Raw genomic sequence first — 13,989 nt, 5'->3', positions numbered from 1 at the left:
ACCAGGCTTTTTATTGAGGTGAAATAGAATGAGAGAATTTATCGAAGATCTTGAAGAGAGAAAAGTGAAAGCACAGCAATTAGGCGGCAAAGAGAAGGTAGAAAAGCACCATTCCTTGGGCTTTAACACGGCGAGGGAACGAATTGAAATGTGCGTTGATTCCAATTCTTTTATGGAGATTGGAATGTTAAATCATTCTGATTATGACGAGTTTAGAGAAAAGAGTCCTGCAGATGGAATGGTTTCTGGCCTTGCAAAAATAGAAGGCCGGCAAGTTGTCATTCACGCAACCGACAAAACTGTCTTTGCAGGTACAGGAGCCACCGTCCAAAGTCGTAAATCAAGAAAGTTGTACGAACTGGCAGTGAAACGAGGTCTTCCGATCATCTACCTAGCCGAAGGCGGGGGGCTCAGAATGCCTGATGGGATGGGATCTGATGGCATAAGTGAACATATGATGCCGATGCAGTTCCTTAAGCACGATCGTACCGTCCCTGTTATGACGGCCATTTTAGGAGATAGTTATGGCAGCCCAACTTGGAAAGCGGTCACATCGGATTTTACAGTCCAATTAAAAGGAACCTGTATGGCCGTATCGGGTCCTCGTATGCTCGAGGTCGCTACAGGAGAAACACTTACCCCGGAGGAGCTCGGCGGCTGGAAACTCCACGCAGAAATAACAGGTCAAACGGATGTAAGTGCGGATGACGAAGAAAAGTGTATCGATTTGATCAGAAAGTATCTATCCTATATGCCTTCCCATGCCAACGAGGAGCCCCCGTTTAAAGAAACAAGTGATGATCCTTATCGATTAGTAGATAGCGTGATGGACATTGTTCCTACGCAAAGAAATCGAGCCTACAATATGAAAAAACTGATTGATGTCATTGTGGATGAGGGTTCTTTTTTTGAACTTAAACCCTATTTCGGGGAAGCACTCATTACAGGATTGGCCAGGCTAAACGGAACAGTTGTAGGGATAATAGCCAATCAACCGATGAAGTTTGCGGGTGCTGCGGGTCCGAATGAATGCGATAAAGCAACAGATTTTATCTGTTTATGCGACTCATTCCATATTCCGATTATCTTTTTACACGATATCCCAGGGTTTCGGGTAGGCAGCCAAGCGGAAAAAGCAAAGATTCCAACGAAAATTATGGTATGGAATCAAGCATTAGCTCATTCCACCGTTCCGAAAATTTCTGTTATTGTACGGAAAAGTATAGGAGCAGCATATAGCAATATGTGCGGACCGGACATGGGAGCAGATTTTGTGGTGGCTTGGCCAACCGCAGAAATTAACTTTACGGGTCCAGAGGTTGGAATTAACGTTGTGTACGGTCGGCAGTTAGAAGGTGCGGTAGACCCGTCAGAAGCAAGAAAAGAACTTTTAGGAAATTGGGAATTTGATAGCTCTCCTTATAAGGCTGCAGCAAAACATCTTATCGATGATGTGATTGACCCGAGAGAAACTCGGAAGTTTTTATGCCAAGCACTGGAATCCGTGATTTTAAATAAAGGGACAAAAAGCCAAAGGCTTCTCGCAAACTGGCCGACAGGTTTTTAAATTTAAGGGGGAAATGGAATATGGACGAAAGTCAGTACCTAAAAAATTTACAAAGACTTTGGGATAAAAACTGGCCCAGCGAATTACCTAAAGAGCCAAATTATCCATTTGGCGAAATACCATTAACGGACTACTTAAGAAAACGAGCAGAAATAACGCCGGATAAAGTTTGTTTCATTTATTATGGCTTGGACATTACGTTTAAACAATTGGATGAGTGGAGTAGCCGTTTCGCTGCTTACCTCATTTCAAAGGGGGGAAAGAAGGGGGACCGGGTTGCCGTTTTCCTGCCTAACTGTCCACAATTTATCATTGCATTTTATGGAATACTAAAAGCTCAATGCGTACATGTCCCGGTTAACCCAATGTTTAAAGAACAAGAACTGCTCTATGAATTAAATGATGCCGGTGCTGAAGTTCTCATTACGCTTGATCATTTTTACTCATTAGTACAAAAAGTAAAAGATAATACGAGTTTAAGAGAAGTGATAACGACAAGCCTGAGAGACTTTTTACCACAAATACCAACTATACCATTGCATCGTTCCATGCCGCTTGATCCGGTTTTTTGTTCTGACACGATTTCTTTCCTTTCGATAATACAAAACATAAAGTATTCTTCTTCCTTGAAATTGAATGAAAATCTCGATGATTTAGCAGCTCTAAACTATACAGGCGGTACAACGGGAATGCCTAAAGGCTGTCAACATACACAGCGAAATATGTTATATACAGCAGCCTGTATTTCCACTTATTCAAATAGTCTTCCATCCTTAGAAAATATGGTTAGCTTAAGCTATTTACCGATATTTTGGATCGCGGGTGAAAATAGTACTCTCATTGCCCCTGTATTTAAGGGTGAGACGCAAGTCTTGCTTTATCGCTGGGACGTAAAAGCTGTGTTGGAAGCCATTCAACTTTATAAGGTTAATACATTTGGCGGTGTTTTGGACAATGTTTTAGAAGTAATGGATGACCCTGAAATTGAAAAGTATGACCTAAGTTCGATCAAAGCGACTTCCGTCAGTTCTTTTGTTAAGAAGCTGTCCACTGAATACCGTGAACGCTGGAAAAACCTTACTGAGGTTACCATGAAGGAATCGGCTTTTGGCATGACAGAAACTCATACAATGGATACGTTCACCACAGGTTTACAAACAGATGACATGGACCTTAAGACTCAGCCTGTCTTTTGCGGACTGCCAATGCCTGGAACAAAAATTAAAATCGTCGACTTTGATTCAGGGAAACTCCTTCCCTTAGGACAAGAGGGTGAAATAGTCATTCATTCGCCATCGCTGCTAAAAGGGTATTGGAATAAACCAGAAGCTACCAAAAAATCGTTTACGAACGGCTGGTTCCACACGGGTGACATCGGTGTCTTGGATGAAGAAGGCTTTTTACATTATTTGGGTAGACGAAAAGAAATGTTAAAGGTCAACGGCATGAGCGTGTTCCCTCCTGAAATCGAAATCATTTTAAGCAAGATGCCAGGTATTGACGGATGTGGCGTGGTTGGACAGGAAGATTCAGAAAAGGGGCAAATTCCGATTGCGTTTGTGCAATTAAAAGATGAATATAAGGGTACTCTTAATGAGGAGAAGATTCACGAGTGGTGTAAAGAAAATATGGCTGTTTACAAAGTCCCAATGATAAGAATTATTGATCAACTTCCGCTAACAGCTACAGGAAAAGTGAGAAAAGTAGATTTACCAAACGTAGTGAGAACATAAATCAAATCATATGTGTAAAGCAAAAGTTGGCGCCGGTGCATTGACCATATAGCGATGTCCGGTTTTATTTTTTGAACGAATCCACTGGGACGGTTCTCGTGGCTCAAAGGATATTAGATTTAGTCCCCAAGAACTGTCGTGAAGAGACGCCGTTTAGTCTGAATATTAAATAAATAATGTTATAATGAACTATAAGTGGGATTCTTACATAACAGAGGATAATGACAATAGGAGTGATAGATTTGGTGAGTTATAGTTATTTCTGCAATACTAGAATTGAGATGGGATTCAGTAAAGCTGAGCAATTGCCGAAGTTGTTGAGCGATCTTCAGGTCGGGCGGTCTGTTTTACTTGTCAGCGATCCTGGTGTCGTCAAGGCTGGATTAGTCTCACCAATTCAAATGGCATTGGAAGAGTCAGGATATCGAGTCGTTTTATTTGATTCGGTCTCACAAAATCCAAGGGATACTGAGTGTTTAGCTGGAGCGAAACTTTTTAAAGAGCGGGGTATTGAAACGGTGGTGGCTATTGGAGGAGGAAGCGCAATGGATACGGGGAAGGCAATCGCACTTCTTGGTCCGAATGGCGGTACACCGGTTGAGTATGTAGAAGGAAAGAGGAAATATGAGAATATTGCCCCGATCATTTGTGTACCTACCACGGCAGGGACTGGTTCCGAAGTCACTCGTTCCTCCGTTATTACCGAGTCTGCCACTCATCGAAAGCTGACACTAAAGGATGCTTCATTAAGGCCCATAATGGCAGTTCTTGATCCAACATTAACATTTACAGTTCCGCAGGCAGTTACCGCAGCTACAGGTGTGGATGCGTTGGTTCATGCGATTGAGGGCTATACATGTAAAGGAACCAATCCAATCTCCCAAGCTTTCGGTGCAAGAGCGATGAACAAAATTGTTTCTTCCTTACCGATTGCTTTTAAAAATGGAGAAAATCAACAGGCCCGCTATGATATGCTCGAAGGCAGTCTTTTAGCAGGATTATGCTTTGGTTCTACGGATGTTGCAGCTGTTCATTGCTTAGCAGAAGCACTTGGAGGTCTGTATGATACACCACACGGAGTGGCCAATGCGGTATTTTTACCTTATGTATTAAAATTTAATGCAGAAGAAGAGAAAGGTATCCATGCGGACCTAGCACGATATATGAAGTTTGCCAATGAATCCGATTATGATGAAAGTGCCGTAGAGAAATTGATAACCGGAATTCGGGAATTTACTACAAAATTGGAGATTCCTAAATTAAAAGACTTGCCAGGAGTACGAAGAGAAGATTTTCCACGAATTGTAGAACTAGCGGTACAAAATAATTCCACTCCTAGTAACATTCGAACCATTGGTGCAGAGGATTACCTTCAGATTCTTGAGCAGGCCTTCGAAGATATTTTTTAGCCTCTTGATTAGTCAAGAGGTTTTTTTATTTTTTTAGTTCCACCGTACGGAAAAAAATTATCTTTGGTCTATGTTCATGGGATAATTTTTAAAATTGTCCCAACTTATTGGCTCTATCTATTTAATAGAATATAATCATTCACTTAGTGTTAATTTTCCCGAGTAACCAGTCCTGGTTAAAACCATCGAGTTTTCCTAGTAAATGGAGCAAGGTACTTGGCACATTTCATGGCTGGCAAACTAATCACCTTTTGGCCTATCTTAAGGGCATCCTTTTCAATCCGGCGCCGCTCTAGGTTCAACTTCTCTTCATCAGAAGCATTGAGCATTAGTTCTGCATTATACCAAACGTTGCTCCTGCTATGAGACAAGATTAACGAGGACAGTGATTCATCTTTTCGGCCAAGCACATAGTCAATGACCCGTATAAAACGGGCATAATAATAGGATAGTTCGTCTTGTACAAGATCAATAAGGTCGGCAAGCACGTAGTTAATCCTCTCATGGTCTTGGCGGCGGTGCAGCATTTTTCGAGCATCGGGCCAAGCCTGTTCTTCAGTCAGTATCCTATGCATGACCATGGGCAAGTCACTATTAATATGTGCGTTTATGCCAAGTAAGGCGTCCTGCAAGACAAAACCTTGTTTTTCAGAGGCTTGACGAAAGGCCAGTTCCCACGCTGGCGGGCAAGGCTGGCGGTGTTCATAGGCGTCCAAGGCATGAAAATAATATTGGGCAAAGCCGACTAGGACTCGCTCCAGCCAAGCAGCATCCAGAAAAAATCCGGATGAAAGACGTTTTTTCATTTCCTTTGTCATCAAAAGATAAACACGATGGAATACAACCCGATGATCGCCACTAATCTGGAACTCGCCAAGCTGCTTTGTCATCACTTCGATTACATCATCAATCGTTTCCATTAATGCTTCCGTTTTGCTTACCAATTCCATTGTATTTCCTCCCAGATTAAGAGCGTTTACCAAGATAAATAATCCATCATTACTATTTCTATGTGGTAAACAAGCACTTATTGCTATTCGATGTAAAAAACAATGAATCCTGCGGGGGCGTCCTCAATCTGTGCGGTATCCCAACAAAAATATTGCGGTTTATATGCATGCCTATGAAACTAAAATGAAAACAGATAAGAATTCATGATAAAAGGGGAGAGAGGAAGTTGAAGACGAAGAAAAAAGGAATTTGGAACAAAATAAGAAAATTTCTATTGTATTCTATTTCATTTGTTTTAATCTTGTTATTAATCGGTTTTATTTACCAAGGGGTAAGTGCTTCAAATGAAGCGGATAAATATGCAGCGGCCGGAAAGTTATATCAAGTGTACGGCAATAAGATGCATATTTATACTGGCGGCAAAGGTACTACCACCGTTGTATTCAATGCTGGCGCGGGCACTCCCAATCCGTATGTAGATTTTTACCCTCTTTACAAAAAACTTGATAAAGACACGAAGTATGCTGTTATTGACCGCTTCGGGAATGGATTTAGTGAAATGACTGATCGTAAGCGGGATGTTGACAATATTGTAGAGGAAACTCACCAATTACTTAAAAAGTCCGGTCAAAAACCTCCATACATTATGGTGGGGCATTCATTAGTATCTTTAGAAACCATTCGTTATGCACAAAAATATCCGGAAGAAGTGAAAGGAATCATTTTAATAGATGCGGGTAATCCTGAATATTATTCGAAACAAAAATCTCCCATCTTCGTTTCCTACGTATCTCAGTTTCTTCGTACATCAGGAGTATTTAGAGTCCTTTATCAAGTAAATGAGGATATGTTTTATCAAGTACGCAACCATTTTAGTTTAGTACCTAATGACCTTAAAGAGATCGATCAAACTTCCTTTCTTCTTAAAACAAGCAATAAAAACCAAATTGAAGAAATCAAACAGATCAAAAATAACGCGGAAAAAGTATTGAAAGATGATCATCATCTAGAAGTACCAATGACGGTCATAACCGCGGACTCCTTTGGAAAAATCAAAAAAGATTGGCGTGATAGTCAAGCTGATTTTGCTTCCTGGTCTTCAGCAGGGAAAAATATTGTTGTAAAAGACGCAAACCATTATGTACATCACTATCGCCCTGATATCATTGCAGAAGAAATTTTACTTTTGTCGAAACAGTAAAGATACACGGGGACGGTTCTAGCATCACTTTAGGAAGACTTTTTGAGACACGAGAAGAACGAAATCGCTCCGCGATGGCTTTTTGGTAAATTTTCCATCCTAAAAAAAGCATAAAAAAAATGAAAAAGTATGTCTCCTGTGGTATTGTTTAATCGCCAAACCAAACAAACCATGAAAGAACATACTTTTTCATATGGAGATTTTAACACGAATACCGCGAAAAATACATATTAATATTTCCCATATTTCCGAGAGAGCTCCTCCTGCCCTTTTGATTATTGATTTATTTACTTTAAACAATCATCAGGAGGCAACACCATGAAACAATATGATCAAAAAATTGAGCTTTTCTTTGAACTTAAGGGAACCCCAGATTCCACCCAGGAATCTTATTGGCGAAGAATGCGGGCTTTTTTAAACTATATGCAAGAACTAAAAAAACCCATAGAAGAAATGACCCTTGAGGATATCCAACAATACATCCTTTATCTCAAACGAGATAAAGAACTTACGGCAGGGACTATCAATAATTACATTTCAGCCATTAAGTTTTTCTATACTTATGTATTAGAAAAGGAATGGAACTCAATGAAAGTTCCAAGGATGAAAAGAACTCAGAAGTTCCCTGTTGTTCCCTCACGGGAAGTTATACTTTCCCTATTAAATTCAACTCATAACTTAAAGCATAAGGCTATCCTTTACCTTGTTTATGGCAGTGGCCTTCGGGTAAGCGAAGTGGCTAAATTAAAAATTAGTGATATTTGTAGTAAGACCATGCGAATCCGTGTTGATAATGCTAAACATAATACCAACCGGTATACAATCTTATCCCAAACAGCACTGGAAGTGCTTCGAGAGTATTTTAAAACTTATTTCAGTGCTAAAAACTATAAGCCAAATGATTGGCTGTTTCCCGGCCAAAACCCCGGCGAGCACATTACTGTCAAAACGATAAAGAATACATTAATAAAACTTAGGAACAGTCTTTCTCTTGATCCAAATATATCTTCCCACACTTTACGGCACTGCTTTTCCACCCATTCCTTAGAAGACGGTGTAGATCCAGTGTTTATCCAACAGATGCTTGGACATAAGAGCCTTAAAACAACATTAACGTATCTGCACATGACCTCTAAAAGTCTGATGGGCATTAAAAGTCCGTTAGATTCAAAGGGGAATCATAGGGAATGACTACCATCCAAGATATATTTATGGCGTTCTATGCGCAGTATAAAGAAAAATATAAGCCATCCCCTGAACAGGCCAAAGCAGCCAACGACATCATTAGATGTCGAACAAGCAGCTTAGGTGGACATGCCTATGAATGTGATACATGTGGTCATACCCAGGTTCGATACAATTCATGCCGGAATCGTCACTGTTCCATGTGCCAAGGGGTTAACAAAGAAGTTTGGGTGGATAATAGAAAAAAAGATATTCTCAACGCCCCCTATTTTCATGTGGTATTTACCATGCCGGCGCAGCTGCACATGTTAATTTATCATAATCAGAAGGTACTCTATGATTTAATGTACAAATGCGTCGCAGAAACGCTTGCGGAGCTTTCCATGGACAAAAAGTATCTGGGGGCGCAAATTGGCTTTTTCTCTGTCTTGCATACTTGGGGACAAAACTTGCATTTTCACCCTCACATCCATACGGTTGTCTTGGCTGGAGGACTTTCCAAGCAGAATAAGTGGCGTCACTCGAGTAAAAAGTTCTTTATTCCTGTAAAAGTTCTGTCCAAAAAGTTCCGTGGAAAGTATCTATTTTATTTAAAGCAATATTATGAACAGAAATTGCTTGTCTTTTATAACGACGCAAAAAAGTACGAAGACCCAAAACAGTTTCAGTGTTTAATAGATGAATGTTACTCACTAAACTGGTACAGCTACACTAAACGGACTTTTTCAGGTCCATTGGCAGTGGTTCAGTACCTTGGGCGATATACACATAGAATCGCCATATCGAATAATCGAATTGTTTCAATAGATAAAAACACAGTTACAATCAGGGTGAAGGACTATCGAAACAATAATCAAATAAAGACAGTAACCATGAAAGGTGTAGAATTTATTCGCCGATTTCTCATGCATATTCTCCCGAAGGGATTAGTGAAAATCAGACATTATGGTCTACTGGCTAATAGAAATAAGAAAACCAAACTCAAACTGTGCCGAAAGTTAACCAATAGCCCGACTTACAAACCTAAATTTACTGGACTTAGTACCATAGAAATTATCAAGCAAATTACGGGAAAAGACGTAACAGTATGCCCATCCTGTAATAAGTCTCATCTAAAGTCAGCTGTCCATGGAGCCGTGCCATAAATGAAGAGAAATAAATACATTTTTTAAAAGCCTCTTAATTGGGGAGGGGGAAATTGTATCTAAAAACAGATAGAAATAACAAAAAAATATCTGTTTGAAAATGAAAACAGGTAAAAAAATTAAAAATCAAGGATCGCCCGAAGATTGAAACCCCACAGACCAAATCCGCGACTTCATTCTTCTATGGCAATCAAAAATTTTGCGAAAAGATCTTACCCATAAATACACCAAGGCCCGATTAGCACCTATCCACTAGTCGGGCCTTTTTACGCGCAAAACTTCCGATTGTCCTCTTAAAGAACCGTCCCCACGCATCGCTCGCAATAAAAGCCCTGTCTCGCTTTAGACAGGGCTGAAATCCTATTAGTCCTTTAATGAAGGATGTTGTTTAAAACCTGGTGCGATCTGTTCCAAATCTAATGACTTATAATTATCCCAATTTACTTTATTAAATGTTTCTTCGTCAATAATGATAGCCAAGACTTCACCCATCGATCTATTTCCATATTGATCAGTTAGTGGTGCTAACCAGCTTATAGTAGCTGCTTTTATATCTTTCATTTTAGAAATATTAGCAAAAATTTCTGCAGATTTGTTTAATAAATATTGTTTGGACCCTTCATGGGCCTCTGAATTTATTTCCACCTTTAAAATGCCATTATTGCTTTTAATATCTGCCACTGAATCTTTATCACCTGATTTATCACCGACAACATCATGGACGATATAGGTTACCCGTTCTTTTACTGGTACCGAGGTATCAGATATATCAACATCATTTGAAATATCAGTAATTAAAAGAACAACTACTGTTAAAAAGAAAATAGCAAATATAATCCCTATGATTTTTAAAGCTTTTTTCATATTAATTTCTTCTTCCTTTTTAAGTATTTTCATTCGGAGTTTAAATCTTATCCTTCCAATAAACTTCAAAAAATATCCAATTATTTAATTTATTCAGTTTGATCCATTTGAAAAATTAATTACGACACTTTCTTCACGACCACTCATTCCTATTATTTTTTAAATATATAAAAATTTCAAAAAATTATAGTATAATATATTTTGGAAAGCGAAATACTTCCAAAAATGTATAAAGGGTGAAAGAGAATGCTAGCTAGAGATTTTATTTTGAAAACTTTTCAAAAATATGAAGTAGAGTATTTGTTTGGGAACCCTGGGACAACTGAATTGCCATTGGTTGACGGGCTTGTGAACTATCCTGATCTTAAATATGTTCTTTCATTACACGAAGATGTGTGTGTTGGGATGGCTGCAGGCTACGCACAGGCAACCGGAAAACCAGGGGTCGTTAATCTTCATGCTGCTCCCGGCCTGGCTCATGGTTTGGGGAACGTCTACAATGCCTATCGTGCTGGGGTACCGCTTATTGTCACCGCCGGCCAGCAGGATACGAGACTTGCTATCCAGGAACCTGCTCTTTGGGGAGAAATGGTAAGCATGGCCCAAAATTACACAAAATGGAGTTGGGAAGTTAAAAATGCACAGGAATTACCAATTGTTCTGCACCGGGCCTTTAAAGTGGCTATGACAGAACCGATGGGACCTGTTTTTCTTTCTCTTCCTTCGGATGTGCTTTGGCAGGAGATTGAGGCAGAAACAATTCCGCTTACCATTGTTTCCTCCAATATTAGGGGAGACATAGAAGCAGTGCAAAATGCGGCGGATTTGATTCAGCATGCAATCAATCCTGTGTTTATGGTTGGAGATCACTTAGCCAGCTGCCAAGGGGTCACCGAAATGGTTCGGCTTGCGGAGATGATTGGCGCCCCTGTATATGTTGAGCATCAGGCCTCCAGATTAAACTTCCCTTATGGTCACCGTCAATACGCGGGAAGATGTTTGCCAAACGGCCCCTTTATCGAGAAGGCCCTTTCAGAAGCAGATGTTGTGGTATTCGCAGGAGTCACAAGTCAAGCACCGCTGCTTTACTTTGACAAACCGATTGTCCAAAAGGGAACCAAGGTAATCGCAATTGATAGTGGTGAATGGGAGCTTGGCAAGAACATGCACGTAGATATTGCCATTTCGGCTAACCCAAGGATCGCCATTAAGGAAATTATTGAATTAATCGAAATCCAATCAAATGATGAGGATAAAGCCCGATTCGACAATATAAAAGAAAAGACTATTCAGAAGAAAATACATAGTGATGAACTGCGCTTAAAGGAACTGGAAGAAACTAGAGGCCAATTTCCTTTATCACCTGCAGAAGTTATGTATGAATTAAATAAAGCACTGCCGGAAAATGTGTTAGTTGTGGACGAGTCCGTAACTTCCGGCAGATATACCCACAGTTATTTGGAATTGAACCAGCCTGGAAGCCTGATTGCATTAAAGGGCGGCGGTCTGGGATATGGTATGCCGGCCTCCCTTGGCGCGCAGCTGGGGCGTCCTGATCAGAGGGTAGTCAATATCATCGGGGATGGTTCTTCGCTTTACTATATTCAATCATTATGGAATGCTGCAAAGTATCAACTTCCAGTAGTCTTTGTAATTATGAATAACCAAAGCTACATGATTCTAAAAGGCGGAATTCTTAATATTAAAGGCGAATCCGCGAAGCACAACGTTTTTCCGGGGATGGATTTAAACGAACCCCCAGTAGATTTTGTCAGTGTCGCTAAAGGGTTTGGCATTGATTCTGTCAGAATTGAAAGGTCCGAGGAACTCCAACCGGCTTTTGAAAAAGCCTTTCAGGAGAAAAAGCCGATTTTGCTGGATGTGGTTATTGATTCAACGGTTAAGGTTTATCTTCAGTAAAACTATTAATGTCAGCGTGATTTGTACAAGGCAGATAGAAGCATGAAATAAATGATGGATGAATTTAATCACAAAAATTTTTTTGTAAATCTTTAATGAATCACGTGGACGGTTCGAAACCCCTGAAAAAAACGCGGAAAGTGACTCTATGGAGGACTCATGAGGACAAAATCGTTGCAAAAACCGCAGGAAGTGTCCGCATGGAGGCTTCATGAGGACAGATTCATCGCAAAAACGACGGAAAGTGTCTTCATGGAGGTCTCATGAGGACAAAATCATCGCAAAAGCTACAGGAAGTGTCCTCATTATGGCTTTTTGAGAACAGAGTGTTGTACAATACTGCTTGTCCTAGGGAAATAAATGTCTTCATCCGTCCTCTTAGAGAATGTTTTTCGGTAGTCACGGACGGTTCTTCTATCTCATTTTCTGGCGAAAATGAAGCAAGAAAACCGTCCCCTGGTATCACTTTTCTAATTCTGTTTGCAACAACCTATTATGCAGTTTGGAAAGTACTAATAAGGAAATAATGGTACCAGCTAAGGTTAATACCATATCCCATTGTGCATCCCATATATCACCTTGGTTCCCCAGAAAGTTTTTCGCAGTTTTTCCTCCCTTGCCTATAATAAAACTTATCCATTCAATGATTTCATACATTGCAGAAATGGCTAGAGTAATACTTGTCACAATCCAAAATAACCATTTATCTTTTTTTAACGGGGTCTTCCTCAATAATAATTCTCTAATTACGATACCTGACATGCCTTTCAAAAAATGTCCAAATCGATCGTAGTGATTTCTTTTCAAATCAAAAGTATCTTTTATCCAATTAAATAGAGGAACCTCTGAATAGGTGTAATGTCCGCCGACAAACATCAAGATCGCCATAATGGCAATAATGACGTAAGAGAGGGTAGTAAGACGAAACTTTTTGTACGTTAATATGGTGATTATTAAAATGATGATGGCTGGAGTGGCTTCCAAAGTCCATGACTTGAAGCTTGCAGGCTTGATAAGTGACCAAATTAAAACGGCGATTACAATCAGTAATAACAGAACATGAATCGTCTTGACACGTTTTCTTTTCATTTCTAATTTCACTCCTATGTGGTTTCCCTGATCACCTATATCATTTGATCCCATAAACCAATTACTAATAAGAGACATTTAAAAAAAGCTCAGCTTGATATCCAATAGGTTTAAGCAGCCGTAAAAAGGCTGTTGAACCTATTTTATCAACAGCCCTAAATCGTTTGATTATTTTGGTCTAAAAGGTTGGCAAGGATAACCGAATTTTCTTGGTCGGCATCATACTGTACTACATCATCATACTCAAATAAACGAAAGCTATCTGGGAAATGGTCGCGCATGTATTTCACAAATGCTTCCGGATCATTATTTCCTTCACGCCGAAATTCCATCATAATGGCCCGAAATTTATGCGGAGGCAATTCGGATTGGATGTGGTAGGAGTTTGAAAATCCCAATTGATCCGAACTGTATAGGTTATAGGTATAAAACATCCTAAGACCCTCTTTCTTTAGTATTCAGTTATATTATTTTGCCCTAATTATTGATTGTTATCTGTGTATATTTTTGCAAATCAATTAAAAAATAATAGGGCGAAACGCGGGGACGATTCTCATGCCTCATTTTCGAGCGCTAATGTGCCACGAGATCCTTTCCCATGCATCTAAATAGGGAGCGAACTTAATTGAACGTTGATAATAATACGGGAAAATTCACATTTAGGCTGGAGAATGACGAAGGGGAGGTAGAGGTTAAAGGTGAGATCAATGGGGAAAGCCATATCCCATTTTTTGATGATTTAAAGTTTAAAGCAGTCATGGGGCTCCTTAATTCAATTGATAAAAAGAACTTTAGTGACTCAGGAAATTATCAAGAATTTAATCATTTTATCAATGAAATTGAAGAGACGATACAGGAAATGAAAAATTATGACCAATTTCAAGGAAAACTTCAGTAGTTCACGTTGTGGTCTAATTAACAAATT

At 39.6% G+C, this 13,989-nt stretch carries 12 protein-coding genes; 8 read left to right on the top strand and 4 right to left on the bottom strand.

The annotated features are described in order from the left end of the window. Window positions 1-28: 28 nt before the first annotated feature. The 3 genes from ACZ5AE_RS15285 to ACZ5AE_RS15275 all read left to right on the top strand — a co-directional run bounded on the left by ACZ5AE_RS15285 (window position 29) and on the right by ACZ5AE_RS15275 (window position 4,709). Window positions 29-1,567 carry an acyl-CoA carboxylase subunit beta gene (locus ACZ5AE_RS15285; protein ID WP_464565197.1) on the top strand — a complete coding sequence of 513 codons (1,539 nt, stop codon included), beginning with the start codon at window positions 29-31 and terminating at the stop codon, window positions 1,565-1,567. A gap of 20 nt (window positions 1,568-1,587) precedes the next feature. Further along, on the top strand, window positions 1,588-3,300 hold the full coding sequence (locus tag ACZ5AE_RS15280; protein ID WP_464565195.1) for an AMP-binding protein: 1,713 nt from the start codon (window positions 1,588-1,590) through the stop codon (window positions 3,298-3,300). A 242-nt stretch (window positions 3,301-3,542) separates the two neighbouring features. Further along, window positions 3,543-4,709: an iron-containing alcohol dehydrogenase gene (locus ACZ5AE_RS15275; protein WP_464565193.1), complete on the top strand. Its 1,167-nt coding sequence runs from the start codon at window positions 3,543-3,545 to the stop codon at window positions 4,707-4,709. A gap of 176 nt (window positions 4,710-4,885) precedes the next feature. Here ACZ5AE_RS15275 and ACZ5AE_RS15270 read toward each other — a convergent pair whose 3' ends face one another. Continuing rightward, complete coding sequence (locus ACZ5AE_RS15270; protein WP_464565192.1) at window positions 4,886-5,659, bottom strand: DUF5995 family protein; 774 nt, start codon at window positions 5,657-5,659, stop codon at window positions 4,886-4,888. Between the two features lie 227 nt (window positions 5,660-5,886). Here ACZ5AE_RS15270 and ACZ5AE_RS15265 point away from each other — a divergent pair, with 227 nt between their 5' ends. From ACZ5AE_RS15265 to ACZ5AE_RS15255, 3 genes are all read left to right on the top strand, one after another. Continuing rightward, complete coding sequence (locus tag ACZ5AE_RS15265) at window positions 5,887-6,861, top strand: alpha/beta hydrolase (RefSeq protein ID WP_464565190.1); 975 nt, start codon at window positions 5,887-5,889, stop codon at window positions 6,859-6,861. A 318-nt stretch (window positions 6,862-7,179) separates the two neighbouring features. Then, entirely contained in the window at window positions 7,180-8,052 is an 873-nt protein-coding gene (locus ACZ5AE_RS15260; protein ID WP_464565188.1) for a tyrosine-type recombinase/integrase, read from the top strand. Next, the gene (locus tag ACZ5AE_RS15255) at window positions 8,049-9,191 is read left to right on the top strand and encodes an IS91 family transposase (RefSeq protein ID WP_464565186.1); all 1,143 of its coding nucleotides are present in this window, start codon (window positions 8,049-8,051) and stop codon (window positions 9,189-9,191) included. Before ACZ5AE_RS15260 ends, ACZ5AE_RS15255 begins: the two co-directional genes overlap by 4 nt. Window positions 9,192-9,554: 363 nt before the next feature. Here ACZ5AE_RS15255 and ACZ5AE_RS15250 read toward each other — a convergent pair whose 3' ends face one another. Then, entirely contained in the window at window positions 9,555-10,088 is a 534-nt protein-coding gene (locus ACZ5AE_RS15250; protein ID WP_464565184.1) for a hypothetical protein, read from the bottom strand. 213 nt (window positions 10,089-10,301) lie between these two features. Between ACZ5AE_RS15250 and ACZ5AE_RS15245 the strand changes: the two genes are divergently transcribed. Continuing rightward, complete coding sequence (locus ACZ5AE_RS15245; RefSeq protein ID WP_464565182.1) at window positions 10,302-11,975, top strand: thiamine pyrophosphate-binding protein; 1,674 nt, start codon at window positions 10,302-10,304, stop codon at window positions 11,973-11,975. A gap of 462 nt (window positions 11,976-12,437) precedes the next feature. Here ACZ5AE_RS15245 and ACZ5AE_RS15240 read toward each other — a convergent pair whose 3' ends face one another. Both ACZ5AE_RS15240 and ACZ5AE_RS15235 read right to left on the bottom strand, forming a co-directional pair. Next, window positions 12,438-13,064, bottom strand: coding sequence for a DUF2238 domain-containing protein (locus tag ACZ5AE_RS15240; RefSeq protein WP_464565180.1), 627 nt, complete (start codon window positions 13,062-13,064; stop codon window positions 12,438-12,440). Window positions 13,065-13,219: 155 nt separating this feature from the next. Then, window positions 13,220-13,498: a hypothetical protein gene (locus tag ACZ5AE_RS15235; protein WP_464565178.1), complete on the bottom strand. Its 279-nt coding sequence runs from the start codon at window positions 13,496-13,498 to the stop codon at window positions 13,220-13,222. 191 nt (window positions 13,499-13,689) lie between these two features. Between ACZ5AE_RS15235 and ACZ5AE_RS15230 the strand changes: the two genes are divergently transcribed. After that, window positions 13,690-13,962, top strand: coding sequence for a hypothetical protein (locus tag ACZ5AE_RS15230; protein ID WP_464565177.1), 273 nt, complete (start codon window positions 13,690-13,692; stop codon window positions 13,960-13,962). The last annotated feature ends 27 nt before the right edge of the window (window positions 13,963-13,989 follow it).

It is taken from the genome of Neobacillus sp. S1227 (assembly GCF_055385255.1).
The sequence above is the reverse complement of the archived record's forward strand: the minus strand, read 5'-3'. Positions and strand labels throughout refer to the sequence as shown.